This is a genomic window from Streptomyces colonosanans (assembly GCF_001866645.1).
GTDB lineage: Bacteria > Actinomycetota > Actinomycetes > Streptomycetales > Streptomycetaceae > Streptomyces > Streptomyces colonosanans.
Genome location: NZ_MLYP01000006.1, coordinates 99,905 through 114,034, shown reverse-complemented (window position 1 = coordinate 114,034; position 14,130 = coordinate 99,905). Strand labels below are relative to the sequence as shown.

The following is a 14,130-nucleotide window of genomic DNA, read 5'->3' as shown; positions in this document are numbered from 1 at the left end:
CGATGTTCCGCCGTACGTTCTGGTTCACCACAGGCGTCGCCGCCGGTGTGTGGGCCACCACCAAGGTCAACCGCAAGTTGCGGCAGCTGACCCCCGAGAGCCTGGCCGCACAAGCGGCGAACAAGGCGATCGAGACAGGCCACCGGCTCAAGGACCGCGCGGCGGACTTCGCGTTCGACGTCCGGGCGGGCATGGCCCAGCGGGAGGCCGAACTCGGCGACGCGCTCGGCCTGGACGCCCCCGTCGATCAGCTCCCGGCCTCGCCCCCGCCCTCGGCTTCGCTCGAGCCGGGGTACCCCCGTGAGCAGGGGGTACCCCGATCCCGGCGGCACGCCGCCATCGAGAACCGCAACAACCCGACGTACGTCGAGAGGTCGGCGTACTCGTACAACCGGAATGAGGACCACTGATGGAGTCGGCTGAAATCCGCCGCCGCTGGTTGAGCTTCTTCGAGGAGCGCGGTCACACCGTCGTCCCTTCGGCGTCGCTCATCGCGGACGACCCGACTCTGCTCCTCGTCCCGGCCGGCATGGTGCCCTTCAAGCCCTACTTCCTGGGTGAGGTCAAGCCGCCGGCCCCCCGCGCCACCAGCGTGCAGAAGTGCGTGCGTACGCCCGACATCGAAGAGGTCGGCAAGACCACCCGCCACGGCACGTTCTTCCAGATGTGCGGCAACTTCTCCTTCGGCGACTACTTCAAGGAAGGCGCCATCAAGTTCGCCTGGGAGCTGCTCACCACGCCCCAGGACAAGGGCGGTTACGGCCTCGACTCCGAGCGCCTGTGGGTCACCGTCTACCAGGACGACGACGAGGCCGAGCAGATCTGGCGCGACGTGGTCGGCGTCCCGGCCGAGCGCATCCAACGCCTGGGCAAGAAGGACAACTTCTGGTCCATGGGCGTGCCCGGCCCGTGCGGACCGTGCTCCGAGATCAACTACGACCGTGGCCCCGAGTTCGGCGTCGAGGGCGGCCCCGCCGTCAACGACGAGCGGTACGTGGAGATCTGGAACCTCGTCTTCATGCAGTACGAGCGGGGCCAGGGCATCGGCAAGGAGGACTTCGAGATCCTCGGCGACCTGCCGAGCAAGAACATCGACACCGGCCTCGGCCTGGAGCGTCTCGCCATGATTCTGCAGGGTGTGCAGAACATGTTCGAGATCGACACCTCCATGGCCGTGATCAAGAAGGCCACCGAGCTGACCGGCGTGGCCTACGGCGACGCGCACGCCTCGGACGTCTCCCTGCGCGTGGTCACCGACCACATGCGCACGGCCACCATGCTGATCGGCGACGGCGTCACCCCGGGCAACGAGGGCCGTGGCTATGTGCTGCGCCGCATCATGCGCCGCGCCATCCGCAACATGCGCCTGCTCGGTGCCACCGGTCCGGTCGTCAAGGACCTGATCGACGTCGTCATCGGCATGATGGGCCAGCAGTACCCCGAGCTGGTCACCGACCGCGAGCGTATCGAGAAGGTCGCCCTCGCCGAGGAGAACGCCTTCCTCAAGACGCTGAAGGCCGGCACCAACATCCTCGACACCGCCGTGACCGAGACCAAGGCCGCGGGCTCCGCGGTCCTGCCCGGCGACAAGGCGTTCCTGCTCCACGACACCTGGGGCTTCCCGATCGACCTCACCCTGGAGATGGCCGCCGAACAGGGCCTGTCCGTGGACGAGGAAGGCTTCCGCCGCCTGATGAAGGAGCAGCGGGAGCGCGCCAAGGCCGACGCCCGGGCCAAGAAGACCGGCCACGCCGATCTCGGTGCCTACCGTGAGATCGCCGACGCCGCCGGGGCGACCGACTTCATCGGCTACTCGGACACCGAGGGCGAGTCGACGATCGTCGGCATCCTCGTCGACGGTGTGTCCTCGCCCGCCGCCACCGAGGGCGACGAGGTCGAGATCGTCCTCGACCGCACCCCGTTCTACGCCGAGGGCGGCGGCCAGATCGGTGACACCGGCCGCATCAAGGTGGACTCCGGTGCCGTCATCGAGGTCCGCGACTGCCAGAAGCCGGTTCCGGGCGTCTACGTCCACAAGGGCGTCGTCCAGGTCGGCGAGGTCACCGTCGGCGCCAAGGCCCACGCCTCGATCGACGCGTTCCGCCGCAAGGCCATCGCCCGCGCCCACTCGGCCACCCACCTCACCCACCAGGCCCTGCGCGACGCCCTCGGCCCGACGGCCGCCCAGGCCGGTTCGGAGAACCAGCCCGGTCGCTTCCGCTTCGACTTCGGCTCGCCGTCCGCCGTTCCGACGGCCGTGATGACCGACGTCGAGCAGAAGATCAACGAGGTGCTCTCCCGCGACCTCGACGTGCACGCCGAGGTCATGGGCATCGACGAGGCCAAGAAGCAGGGCGCCATCGCCGAGTTCGGCGAGAAGTACGGCGAGCGCGTCCGCGTTGTGACCATCGGTGACTTCTCCAAGGAGCTGTGCGGCGGTACGCACGTGCACAACACCGCCCAGCTCGGCCTGGTGAAGCTGCTCGGTGAGTCCTCGATCGGCTCCGGTGTGCGCCGTATCGAGGCCCTGGTCGGCGTGGACGCCTACGGCTTCCTGGCCCGGGAGCACACGGTCGTCAACCAGCTCACCGAGCTGCTCAAGGGCCGCCCGGAGGAACTGCCGGAGAAGGTCGCCGGCATGCTCGGCAAGCTGAAGGACGCCGAGAAGGAGATCGAGAAGTTCCGCGCCGAGAAGGTCCTGCAGGCCGCCGCCGGTCTCGCCGAGTCCGCCAAGGACGTCCGCGGGATCGCCGTGGTCACCGGCCGGGTCCCGGACGGCACCACGCCCGACGACCTGCGCAAGCTGGTCCTGGACGTGCGCGGCCGTATCCAGGGTGGCCGGGCCGCCGTGGTCGCACTGTTCACCGTGAACAACGGCAAGCCGCTCACGGTCATCGCGACCAACGAAGCCGCCCGCGAGCGCGGTCTGAAGGCCGGTGAACTGGTTCGCACGGCCGCCAAGACCCTCGGCGGCGGCGGTGGCGGCAAGCCGGACGTCGCCCAGGGCGGCGGCCAGAACCCGGCCGCCGTCGGTGAGGCCGTCGAGGCCGTCGAGCGCCTGGTCGCCGAGAGCGCCAAGTAGGAAACGGTCAAGAGTGATGAGAAGAGGACGCCGGCTCGCCATCGATGTCGGTGACGCCCGCATCGGGGTCGCCTCGTGCGACCCCGACGGGATCCTCGCCACCCCGGTGGAGACGGTTTCGGGGCGTGACGTCCCGGCAGCCCAGCGCCGTTTGAAGCAGCTCGTCGAGGAGTACGAGCCGATCGAGGTCGTCGTCGGTCTGCCCCGCTCCCTCAAGGGGGGCGAGGGCCCGGCCGCGGTCAAGGTCCGCGCCTTCGCCCAGGAACTGGCCCGCATGGTTGCGCCGGTTCCGGTGCGGCTCGTGGACGAGCGGATGACCACGGTGACGGCCAGCCAGGGACTGCGCGCCTCGGGCGTCAGGTCCAAGAAGGGCCGGTCGGTCATCGACCAGGCCGCGGCGGTCATCATCCTTCAGCAGGCGCTGGAAACCGAACGAGTGTCAGGCAAATCCCCCGGCGAGGGCGTCGAAGTGGTCATCTGATCGCGATACGGTAACGTTCCGCGCGATGCGGCGGTGTTCGAACAGCCGCCGCACAGCAAAGAGGCGGAACGCGGGCCGAGCCAACGCCGCCTCGCGGCTCTAGGGGATTGATGACTGAGTATGGCCGGGGCTCCGGCTCCGAACCGTGGCATCCCGAGGACCCGTTGTACGGGGACGGCGGATGGGGAGGACAGCAGGCCCATGAGGCCCAGTCCCCTTACGGAGGCCACCCGCAGCCCTACCCGCAGCAGCAGCCGCAACAGCCGTACGGAGACTGGGGAGGCGGTCAGCCGGGCCCGTACGACCAGGGTCAGCAGCAATACCAGCAGTACCCGGACCCCCAGCAGCAGGGGCAGCAGCCCTACCAGCAGCCAGGGGCGTACCCCCACCAGCAGCCAGGGGCGTACCCCCACCAGCAGCCGGGGCAGCAGGACCCGGCCCAGATGCAGCAGGGCCAAGGCAACGGCGGCTGGGACGGTGGCGGTCAGGGCCATGGTCCCTACCCCAGCGACCCGGCCGACCCGTACGGCACCCAGGCCGGATCCCACGGCGGCGGGCAGTCCGACTTCTACCAGACGCCCGAGGCGTATCCGCCGCCCGAGCCACCGCACCGCCGACGCGCCGAACCGGAGCCGGAGACCGACTGGGATCCCGGCCCCGACCAGGGTGAACACGCCTTCTTCGCGGGCGGTGTCGACGATGACGAGAGTGAAGACGAGCCGGAGGGCCGCCGCGGTCGCGGCGAGCGGCGGGGGCGCGGCGGCGAGGCCAAGAAGCGCCGCAGCGGATGTGCCTGCCTGGTGGTCCTCCTGGTTCTCGGCGGTGGCGTCGGCGGAGTCGGGTATTTCGGATACCAGTTCTACCAAAGTCACTTCGGTCCGGCGCCCGACTACGCGGGCGAAGGCACCGGCGAGATGGTCACGGTCACGATTCCCAAGGGCTCAGGCGGTTATGCCATCGGAAAGGCACTGAAAGACGCCGGTGTCGTCAAGAGCGTCGACGCGTTCGTCGCGGCCCAGGAGCAGAACCCCCAGGGCAAGACCATCCAGGCGGGCACATACACGCTGAAGAAGCAGATGTCCGCGGCCAGCGCCGTCCAGTTGATGCTCGACCCGAAGAGCAGGAACAACCTGATCATCGCCGAGGGATGGCGCAACGCCAAGATCTATGCGGCCATCGACGACCGTCTGAAGCTCAAGGCGGGCACCACACACGACATCGCCAAGACGGAATGGAAGACCCTCGGCCTTCCCGACTGGGCCAACACCAACAAGGACATAAAGGACCCGCTGGAAGGGTTCCTCTACCCGTCCAGCTATCCGGTCTCCAAGGGCATGAAGCCCGAAGCCGTCCTCAAGCAGATGGTCGACCTGGCCAAGGAGAAGTACGCCGAGTACGACATCAAGGACAAGGCCGACAGCCTCAACCTGAAGGATCCGCTGCAGGTGCTGACGGTTGCGAGCCTCGTCCAGGCCGAGGGCAAGTCCAAGCGGGACTTCGAGAAGGTCGCGACGGTTGTCTACAACCGGCTCAAGCCGGACAACACCGAGACCTACGGTCTGCTCGACTTCGACTCGACGGTCAACTACCTGCGCGGTGAGTCGAAACTCGCCACCGGTTCCGTCGACCAATTGCGGAAGATACACGATCCGTACAACACCTACTGGATCAAGGGCCTGCCGCCCGGACCCATCGGCAACCCCGGGGAAGTCGCGATCAAGGCCGCTCTCCATCCGGCCAAGGGAAGCTGGTACTACTTCGTCTCGGTCAGCGAGGACAAGACACTGTTCGCCGAGACGAACGCAGAACAGAACCGGAACCGCGAGAAATACCTCCAAGAGCAAAAGAAAAAACAATGACGGGCACTTCCGGCACGCGCCGAGCCGCCGTCCTCGGCTCGCCCATCGCCCATTCCATCTCCCCGGTGCTGCACCGCTCCGCCTACGCGGAACTGGGGCTGAGCGACTGGTCGTACGACCGGTTCGAGGTCGACGAGGCGGCCCTGCCCGGGTTCTTCGCTCGGCTCGGCCCCGAGTGGGCAGGGCTGTCGCTGACCATGCCGCTCAAGCGGGCCGTGATCCCGCTACTCGACTCGATCAGCGACTCGGCGGCCTCCGTCGAAGCCGTCAATACCGTCGTGTTCACGAAGGACGGGCGGCGGGTCGGTGACAACACCGACATTCCCGGGATGGTGGCCGCGCTGCGCGAGCGGGGCGTCGAGCAGGTGGAGTCCGCGGCGATCCTCGGTGCCGGCGCCACCGCGTCGTCTGCGCTGGCCGCCCTGTCCAGGATCTGCACCGGCGAGGTCGTCGCCTACGTCCGCAGCGAGGCGCGGGCCGCCGAGATGCGGCAGTGGGGCGAGCGCCTCGATGTCGACGTCCGGACCGCCGACTGGGCGGACGCCGACCGGGCGCTGCGCGCCCCGCTGGTCGTCGCCACGACTCCGGCCGGGACCACGGACGCGCTGGCCGCCGCCGTCCCGGAGCGCCCCGCGACCCTTTTCGACGTGCTGTACGACCCCTGGCCCACCGCGCTCGCGGCGCGCTGGTCCGCGTACGGCGGCGCCGTCGTCAGCGGCCTCGACCTGCTGGTGCACCAGGCGGTTCTCCAGGTCGAGCAGATGACGGGCCGTTCACCGGCCCCGCTCGCCGCCATGCGCAAGGCGGGGGAGCACGCCCTGGCCGCCCGGTAGGAACGGTTTGCCGCGCGCCCCCGTGGCGTCCGCCTGATGGACCTGGGACAGGTTCGCCCCACAGACGTGGGAGGATCAAAGGTGGCGGGCCGGGGCCGCGCACCCGGTCGCCGTCGCCGTACGCAAGGGGACGCGTACGCAGGGCAGGACCAGAGCGCGAGCACTGAGGAGCACCGTTGAGCAGGTTGCGCTGGCTGACCGCGGGGGAGTCCCACGGTCCCGCACTTGTCGCGACGCTGGAGGGCCTTCCCGCCGGCGTGCCGATCACCACGGAGATGGTGGCGGACCACCTGGCGAGGCGGCGGCTGGGCTATGGACGCGGTGCCCGGATGAAGTTCGAGCGCGACCAGGTCACCTTCCTGGGTGGCGTCCGGCACGGCCTCACGCTGGGCTCCCCGGTGGCGGTCATGGTCGGCAACACCGAGTGGCCCAAGTGGGAGCAGGTGATGGCGGCCGACCCGGTGGACCCGGAGGTGCTGGACGGGCTGGCCCGCAACGCCCCGCTGACCAGGCCACGGCCGGGTCACGCCGACCTCGCGGGCATGCAGAAGTACGGGTTCGACGAGGCGCGGCCGATCCTGGAGCGGGCGTCGGCCCGGGAGACCGCGGCCCGGGTGGCGCTCGGCGCGGTGGCGCGGTCGTACCTGAAGGAGACGGCCGGCATCGAGATCGTCTCGCACGTGGTCGAGCTGGCCGCGGCGAAGGCGCCGTACGGCGTGTACCCGACGCCGGCGGACGTGGAGAGGCTGGACGCCGACCCGGTGCGCTGCCTGGACGCGGACGCGTCGAAGGCGATGGTCGCGGAGATCGACCAGGCGCACAAGGACGGCGACACCCTCGGAGGTGTGGTCGAGGTCCTCGCCTACGGAGTTCCCGTGGGCCTCGGCTCCCATGTGCACTGGGACCGGCGGCTGGACGCCCGGCTCGCGGCGGCGCTCATGGGCATCCAGGCGATCAAGGGCGTGGAGGTCGGCGACGGCTTCGAGCTGGCGCGGGTGCCCGGATCGAAGGCGCACGACGAGATCGTCACCACTCCCGAGGGCATCAAGCGGACGACGGGCCGCTCCGGTGGCACCGAGGGCGGTCTGTCCACCGGTGAACTGCTGCGGGTTCGGGCCGCGATGAAGCCGATCGCGACCGTGCCCCGCGCGCTGAAGACCGTGGACGTGGTCACGGGCGAGCCGGCGCAGGCACACCACCAGCGCTCGGACGTGTGCGCGGTCCCAGCGGCCGGAATCGTCGCGGAAGCCATGGTGGCGCTGGTCCTCGCGGATGCGGTGGCGGAGAAGTTCGGCGGCGACAGCGTGGCCGAGACCCGCCGCAATGTGCGCTCGTACCTCGAGAACCTGGCGATCCGGTGAGCGCGCCACTGGTCGTCCTGATCGGCCCGATGGGAGTGGGCAAGTCGACCGTCGGGCGGTTGCTCGCCGAGCGGCTCGGTGTGGGCTACCGGGACACGGACGACGACATCGTGGCCGAGCAGGGCCGCACCGTCGCCGACATCTTCGTGGACGAGGGCGAGCCGGCCTTCCGCGATCTGGAGAAGAAGGCGGTCCGCAAGGCACTCGCCGAGCACCGAGGCGTCCTCGCCCTGGGCGGGGGCGCGATCCTCGACGCCGAGACGCGTGCCCTGCTGGCCGAGCACCGGGTGGCCTATCTGTCGATGGACGTCGAGGAAGCGGTCAAGCGCACCGGCCTGAACGTGGCCCGCCCGCTGCTCGCGGTCAATCCGCGCCGTCAGTGGCGCGAGCTGATGGAGGCCCGCCGCCATCTGTACACCGAGGTCGCCCGCGAGGCCGTCTCCACCGACGGCCGCACCCCCGAAGAAGTCACTCAAGCCGTCCTGGACGCACTGGAGTTGAAAGAAGCATGAGCAAGGCTGTGACGCGGATCCAGGTCGGCGGCACCGCGGGCACCGACCCCTACGAGGTCCTGATCGGCCGTCAACTCCTCGGCGAAGTCGCCGGGTTGATCGGCGACAAGGCCAAGCGGGTCGCTGTCGTCCACCCGGAGGCGCTGGCCGAGACGGGGGAGGCGCTGTGCGCCGACCTCGCCGAGCAGGGTTTCGAGGCGGTCGCCATTCAGGTGCCTAACGCGGAGGAGGCCAAGACCGCCGAGGTCGCCGCCTACTGCTGGAAGGCGCTCGGCCAGTCCGGCTTCACGCGCACCGACGTCATCGTGGGCGTGGGCGGCGGCGCGACCACCGACCTGGCCGGGTTCGTGGCCGCGACCTGGCTGCGCGGAGTGCGTTGGATCGCGATCCCGACCACCGTGCTGGCCATGGTGGACGCGGCGGTCGGCGGCAAGACCGGCATCAACACCGCCGAGGGCAAGAACCTGGTGGGCGCCTTCCACCCGCCCGCGGGCGTCCTGTGCGACCTCGCCGCCCTCGACTCCCTCCCGGTCAACGACTACGTTTCCGGCCTTGCGGAGGTCATCAAGGCCGGTTTCATCGCCGACCCGGTGATCCTCGAGCTGATCGAGGAGGACCCGCAGGCCGCCCGCACCCCGGCCGGCCCGCACACCGCCGAGCTGATCGAACGCTCCATCAAGGTCAAGGCCGAGGTGGTTTCCTCGGACCTGAAGGAGTCGGGCCTGCGTGAGATCCTCAACTACGGCCACACGCTCGGCCATGCGATCGAGAAGAACGAACGCTACAAGTGGCGCCATGGCGCCGCCGTCGCCGTCGGCATGCACTTCGCGGCCGAACTCGCGCGTCTGGCGGGCCGGTTGGACGACGCGACCGCCGACCGGCACCGTACCGTCCTGGAGTCGGTCGGGCTGCCCTTGCGGTACCGCTACGACCAGTGGCCCAAGCTCCTCGAGGCCATGAAGGTCGACAAGAAGTCCCGCGGTGACCTGCTCCGCTTCATCGTCCTGGACGGCCTGGCCAAGCCCACCGTGCTGGAAGGCCCCGACCCTGCGGTCCTTCTCGCCGCCTACGGTGAAGTAGCCGAGTAGCTCCCCCTGTTGGGCCCCGCACGGCGGTCGACTCGTGCCCCTCGACACCAGTTGACCCGAATTGACTGTTCCGATGGGCACTTCGGGCTGCCCCCGGCCGTTCACACAACGGCGGCCGGGGACGGTACCGTTCCGTAGGGAGCGGGGTGCCACGCCCCGCTGCCAGCGTCAGTCGCCTGTACGAGACGGAGTGGCACCGGATGCAGCACGCAGTGGGAGTTCCGCTGCCGCCGCCCCACCAGCCGGGGCACGGTCCGGCTATTGCCTGGTCACCGGCCGCACACCACCCCGGACAGTCGGGTGTCCTCCCCAGCCCCGCACCGATCCAGTCCGCACCCGCACCGGGCTTCGCGGGATCCCCGGTGCCGCCGGGTGCTCCGCACACCCACGTCCCGCCGAACCGAGCGCCTCTCCCGCCCGCGCCGGACAGCACGGGGCATGTGCAACTCCCGCCGGGCGGCCCGGTCGGGGTACCCCACCCGGCGCCCGCCGTCGGCGCGCCCGATCCCTCGTCCACCACGCTGGCCGTGCTGCTCATCGGCCCCGCGGGCGCGGGCAAGACCAGCGTCGCCAAGTACTGGGCCGACCACCGCAGGGCTCCCACGGCCCACATCAGCCTCGACGACGTCCGCGAATGGGTGCGCTCCGGCTTCGCCGACCCCCAGTCGGGATGGAACGACAACTCGGAGGCGCAATACCGCCTCGCCCGCCGCACCTGCGGATTCGCAGCCCGCAACTTCCTGGCCAACGGCATCTCGTGCATCCTCGACGACGCCGTCTTCCCGGACCGGCCGGTGGTCGGCCTCGGCGGCTGGAAGAGGCATGTGGGCCCCGGCCTGCTCCCGGTCGTCCTCCTCCCCGGACTGGAGATCGTGCTGGAGCGCAATGCGGAGCGCACCGGAAACCGCCGTCTCTCCGACGAGGAGGTCGCCCGCATCCACGGCCGTATGGCCGGCTGGTACGGCTCCGGCCTGCCGATCATCGACAACTCCCAGCTCGACGTGGCGGGGACGGCCCGGGCCCTGGACGAGGTCCTGGCCCGCTCGATCGCGAGCCCACCGCAGTGGTAGAGCCCGGGGGACGGCTGGTGGGCCGGTACCGCAGCGAAGATTCAGAAGATCCACCAGACGTTCCCGGGGCTCCAGGACGCCTCTGACGGCCGCCTCGGCGCCCGTCCGGCCCCGCTGGACCGGCGATATTCGGCCACCCCTCGTAGGCTCGGGTCATGTCACAGGTGTACGCGGCCCGCCGCGAGCGGCTGAGGGAACGCTGCAGCGCGGGTGGCAGTGCGACGGCGCTGGTCTCCCGCCCCGCCAACGTCCGCTATCTCGCGGGCGCCGTGCCGCGTGGCGCGGTACTGCTGCTGGGGATGGGCGAGGACGTTCTGCTGTGTGCCGGCCCGCCGGACGAACAGGGCGGCGACGGGCGGCCCGACCAGGCGCTGCGCCTGCAGACGCTGCCGGCGCCCGGCGGTGACTGCGCCGTCGCGGCAGCCGACCTGGCCGCCGCGCAGGGCGCCGACTCGCTGGCGGTCGAGGAGCACCACCTCACGGTCGCCCGGCACCGCGCCCTGCGGTCGGTCGCGCCCCGGCTGCGGCTCGCCGACCTCGGCAGTGCGGTCGAGCAGCTGCGCCTGGTCAAGGACGAGGAGGAGATCTCCCTGCTGAGGATCGGCGCGGAGATCGCCGACCAGGCCCTGAGCGAACTGCTCGAATCGATCCTCGTGGGCCGCACCGAGCGCCATCTCGCCCTCGAACTGGAGCGTCGCCTCGTCGATCATGGCGCCGACGGGCCCGCCTTCACCACCTCGGTCGCCACCGGCCCGAACGCGGGCCGCCGCGGGCACTGCCCCACGGACCGGCGTGTGGAGGAGGGCGACTTCCTGTCCGTCTGTCTGGGAGCCGCCTACCGCGGCTATCGCTGTGAGATCGGCCGTACCTTCGTCATCGGCACCTCGCCCGCGGACTGGCAGATCGAGCTGTACGACCTCGTCTTCGCCGCCCAGCGCGCCGGGCGGCAGGCGCTGGCGCCCGGCGCCGCCTGCCGCGATGTGGACCGCGCCGCACGCCAGATGCTGGATTCCGCGGGGTACGGTGAGGGCCTTCCGCCGGTGACCGGGCACGGCGTGGGACTCGAAATCGATGAGGACCCGCAGCTTGCCCCCGCGGCCATGGGTAAACTGGACGCTTGCGTGCCGGTCACCGTCGAACCGGGGGTCCACCTCCCCGGACGGGGCGGTGTCCGGATTGATGACACGCTCGTCGTACGCCCCGAGGCGGACGGCGGACCCGAGCTACTCACCATCACGACCAAGGAGCTGCTCGCGTTGTAGGCGCGTGCCCCGGGGTCGTCCACGTCAGTCCAGGAGATTCCGCAACCGTGGCTTCCACGAACGACCTCAAGAACGGCATGGTGCTCAAGCTCGAAGGCGGCCAGCTGTGGTCCGTCGTCGAGTTCCAGCACGTCAAGCCCGGCAAGGGCCCGGCCTTCGTGCGCACCAAGCTCAAGAACGTGCTCTCCGGCAAGGTCGTCGACAAGACCTTCAACGCCGGCGTCAAGGTCGAGACGGCCACTGTCGACAAGCGCGACATGCAGTTCTCGTACATGGACGGCGACTACTTCGTCTTCATGGACATGGAGACGTACGACCAGCTTCACGTCGACCGCAAGGCCGTCGGCGACGCCGCCAACTTCCTGATCGAGGGCTTCATGGCCACCGTCGCCCAGCACGAGGGTGAGGTGCTCTTCGTCGAGCTCCCGGCCGCCGTCGAGCTGACCATCGCCGAGACCGAGCCGGGCGTCCAGGGCGACCGCTCCACCGGCGGCACCAAGCCCGCCACGCTGGAGACCGGCCACCAGATCCAGGTCCCGCTCTTCATCACCACCGGTGAGAAGATCAAGGTCGACACCCGTACGAGCGACTACCTCGGCCGGGTGAACAGCTAACCGTGGCTGCCCGTAACACGGCCCGTAAGCGCGCCTTCCAGATCCTCTTCGAGGGTGACCAGCGTGGGGCCGACGTCCTCACGGTCCTCGCGGACTGGATCCGGCATTCGCGGTCCGACACCCGGCAGCCGCCGGTGAGCGAGTACACGATGCAGCTGGTCGAGGGCTACGCGGAGCACGCGCGGCGTATCGACGAGCTGATCGCGCAGTACGCGGTCGGCTGGACGCTCGACCGGATGCCGGTCGTCGACCGCAACATCCTGCGCCTCGGCGCCTACGAGCTGATCTGGGTCGACGAGACCCCTGACGCCGTGGTGCTCGACGAGATGGTGCAGCTCGCCAAGGAGTTCTCCACGGACGAGTCGCCCGCGTTCGTCAACGGCCTGCTCGGCCGGCTGAAGGACCTGAAGCCGTCGTTGCGCCGCGACGAGGGCTGATACGCGTCAACGCCTCGGGGCCCGCAGCACCTGTGCTGCGGGCCCCGAGGCGTTCTCGTACGGCTGCCGGTGCTCGCAAAACGCCGTCGGGGTGGCCGGAACCATGCGGTTCCGGCCACCCCGACGGCACGTTTCTGCTGAGGCTGGAGGGTCAGCTCTCCTCGTGGGAGACGGCGCGGCGCGCGTCCGCGTCCAGGACTCCCCAGCTGATCAGCTGCTCGGTCAGGACGGAGGGCGACTGGTCGTAGATGACCGCGAGCGTGCGCAGGTCGTCCTGGCGGATCGACAGCACCTTGCCGTTGTAGTCACCGCGCTGCGACTGGATCGTCGCCGCGTAGCGCTGCAGCGGGCCCGCCTTCTCGGCCGGCACGGTGGCCAGGCGCTCCAGGTCCAGGACGAGCTTCGGCGGCGGCTCGGCGGCACCGCCCGGAGTGGTGCCGGGCAGCAGCTCCTGTACCGGAACCCCGTAGAAATCCGCCAGCTCGGCGAGGCGCTGCACGGTGACGGCGCGGTCTCCACGCTCGTACGAACCGACCACGACCGCCTTCCAGCGTCCCTGGGACTTCTCCTCCACACCGTGGAGGGAAAGGCCCTGCTGGGTGCGGATGGCCCGGAGCTTGGCCCCGAGCTGTTTGGCGTATTCGCTGGACATATGGCTCCCCGGACACGGTGTCGACGTGCGGCTCCGCCGCGCGGCTGGTAACTCACTGTGAGGTTACGCAGCGTTACTCTGCCTCGTCAAGCCGAATGGTCCGGACCGACCCTTCCGCGGAAGACGGCGTTCTATGACGCCGAACGGGTGACGCGGAGGCCAGGGGGGTGATCGGCCGCCGTCGGTGGGCTGGTAGCCTGGATGGCGCAATTCCGACGTCCTTTAAGGTCCGTCCCGTGAGGCGGAGAAGGAGGTCCGTTTCGTATGGACACGCAGCATTCCGATGCGCGGGCCGTTCTCGAAGGCCCCGACATCGTACGGGTGTTGACCCGTATCGCCCATGAGATCGTCGAGCGCGCCAAGGGCGCCGACGACGTGGTGCTCCTCGGCATTCCGACCCGAGGCGTCTTCCTCGCCCGGCGGCTCGCCGTCAAACTCGAGCAGATCACCGGCCGAGCGGTCCCAGTCGGATCCCTCGACATCACCATGTACCGCGACGACCTGCGCATGCAGCCCCCGCGTGCGCTGGCCCGCACCGAGATCCCCGGTGACGGCATCGACGGCCGTCTCGTCGTCCTCGTCGACGACGTGCTCTTCTCGGGCCGCACCATCCGCGCCGCCCTCGACGCCCTGAACGACATCGGGCGTCCTCGCGCGGTCCAGCTCGCGGTCCTCGTCGACCGCGGCCACCGCGAACTCCCGATCCGCGCCGACTACGTCGGCAAGAACCTTCCCACGTCGCTGCGGGAGACGGTCAAGGTCCAGCTCGCCGAGGAGGACGGTCGTGACACCGTGCTGCTCGGTGCGAAGCAGACCGTCCCGGGCGCACAGCGGTAGTACTCCGGCGTAGGCCACTACCTCACGCCCTACGAGTGCGCC

14 protein-coding genes are annotated in these 14,130 nt (G+C 69.9%); 13 read left to right on the top strand and 1 reads right to left on the bottom strand.

Annotation, left to right across the window (positions count from 1 at the left end; all coding sequences use genetic code 11):
- Nucleotides 1-2: 2 nt before the first annotated feature.
- The 12 genes from BIV24_RS02410 (at nucleotide 3) to nusB (ending at nucleotide 12,599) form a co-directional block, all read left to right on the top strand.
- Nucleotides 3-410, top strand: coding sequence for a hypothetical protein (locus tag BIV24_RS02410; RefSeq protein ID WP_071364435.1), 408 nt, complete (start codon nucleotides 3-5; stop codon nucleotides 408-410).
- The gene (gene alaS, locus BIV24_RS02405) at nucleotides 410-3,082 is read left to right on the top strand and encodes an alanine--tRNA ligase (protein ID WP_071364434.1); all 2,673 of its coding nucleotides are present in this window, start codon (nucleotides 410-412) and stop codon (nucleotides 3,080-3,082) included. Before BIV24_RS02410 ends, alaS begins: the two co-directional genes overlap by 1 nt.
- Nucleotides 3,083-3,098: 16 nt before the next feature.
- Complete coding sequence (gene ruvX, locus BIV24_RS02400) at nucleotides 3,099-3,563, top strand: Holliday junction resolvase RuvX (RefSeq protein WP_071364433.1); 465 nt, start codon at nucleotides 3,099-3,101, stop codon at nucleotides 3,561-3,563.
- A gap of 110 nt (nucleotides 3,564-3,673) precedes the next feature.
- A complete protein-coding gene (gene mltG, locus BIV24_RS02395; protein WP_071364432.1) occupies nucleotides 3,674-5,422 on the top strand; it encodes an endolytic transglycosylase MltG in 1,749 nt (582 codons plus the stop codon).
- Nucleotides 5,419-6,255, top strand: coding sequence for a shikimate dehydrogenase (locus tag BIV24_RS02390; RefSeq protein WP_071364431.1), 837 nt, complete (start codon nucleotides 5,419-5,421; stop codon nucleotides 6,253-6,255). The genes mltG and BIV24_RS02390 overlap by 4 nt, the downstream gene beginning before the upstream one ends.
- Nucleotides 6,256-6,431: 176 nt before the next feature.
- Nucleotides 6,432-7,616 carry a chorismate synthase gene (aroC, locus tag BIV24_RS02385; RefSeq protein ID WP_071364430.1) on the top strand — a complete coding sequence of 395 codons (1,185 nt, stop codon included), beginning with the start codon at nucleotides 6,432-6,434 and terminating at the stop codon, nucleotides 7,614-7,616.
- A complete protein-coding gene (locus BIV24_RS02380; RefSeq protein ID WP_107459169.1) occupies nucleotides 7,613-8,128 on the top strand; it encodes a shikimate kinase in 516 nt (171 codons plus the stop codon). Before aroC ends, BIV24_RS02380 begins: the two co-directional genes overlap by 4 nt.
- Nucleotides 8,125-9,216, top strand: a complete 1,092-nt coding sequence (gene aroB, locus BIV24_RS02375; protein ID WP_071364429.1) for a 3-dehydroquinate synthase — start codon at nucleotides 8,125-8,127, stop codon at nucleotides 9,214-9,216. The genes BIV24_RS02380 and aroB overlap by 4 nt, the downstream gene beginning before the upstream one ends.
- Nucleotides 9,217-9,416: 200 nt before the next feature.
- Nucleotides 9,417-10,286, top strand: a complete 870-nt coding sequence (locus tag BIV24_RS02370) for a Pro-rich N-terminal domain-containing protein (protein WP_079167956.1) — start codon at nucleotides 9,417-9,419, stop codon at nucleotides 10,284-10,286.
- Between the two features lie 155 nt (nucleotides 10,287-10,441).
- The gene (locus tag BIV24_RS02365) at nucleotides 10,442-11,548 is read left to right on the top strand and encodes an aminopeptidase P family protein (RefSeq protein WP_071364428.1); all 1,107 of its coding nucleotides are present in this window, start codon (nucleotides 10,442-10,444) and stop codon (nucleotides 11,546-11,548) included.
- Between the two features lie 47 nt (nucleotides 11,549-11,595).
- Nucleotides 11,596-12,162 (top strand): elongation factor P, encoded by a 567-nt coding sequence (efp, locus tag BIV24_RS02360; RefSeq protein WP_071364427.1) that lies wholly within the window; start codon nucleotides 11,596-11,598, stop codon nucleotides 12,160-12,162.
- 2 nt (nucleotides 12,163-12,164) lie between these two features.
- Nucleotides 12,165-12,599, top strand: coding sequence for a transcription antitermination factor NusB (gene nusB / locus BIV24_RS02355; RefSeq protein ID WP_071364426.1), 435 nt, complete (start codon nucleotides 12,165-12,167; stop codon nucleotides 12,597-12,599).
- A 151-nt stretch (nucleotides 12,600-12,750) separates the two neighbouring features.
- Here nusB and bldD read toward each other — a convergent pair whose 3' ends face one another.
- Complete coding sequence (gene bldD, locus BIV24_RS02350; RefSeq protein ID WP_071364425.1) at nucleotides 12,751-13,251, bottom strand: transcriptional regulator BldD; 501 nt, start codon at nucleotides 13,249-13,251, stop codon at nucleotides 12,751-12,753.
- A gap of 264 nt (nucleotides 13,252-13,515) precedes the next feature.
- Here bldD and pyrR point away from each other — a divergent pair, with 264 nt between their 5' ends.
- Nucleotides 13,516-14,088, top strand: a complete 573-nt coding sequence (pyrR, locus tag BIV24_RS02345) for a bifunctional pyr operon transcriptional regulator/uracil phosphoribosyltransferase PyrR (protein WP_071364424.1) — start codon at nucleotides 13,516-13,518, stop codon at nucleotides 14,086-14,088.
- Nucleotides 14,089-14,130 lie beyond the last annotated feature (42 nt).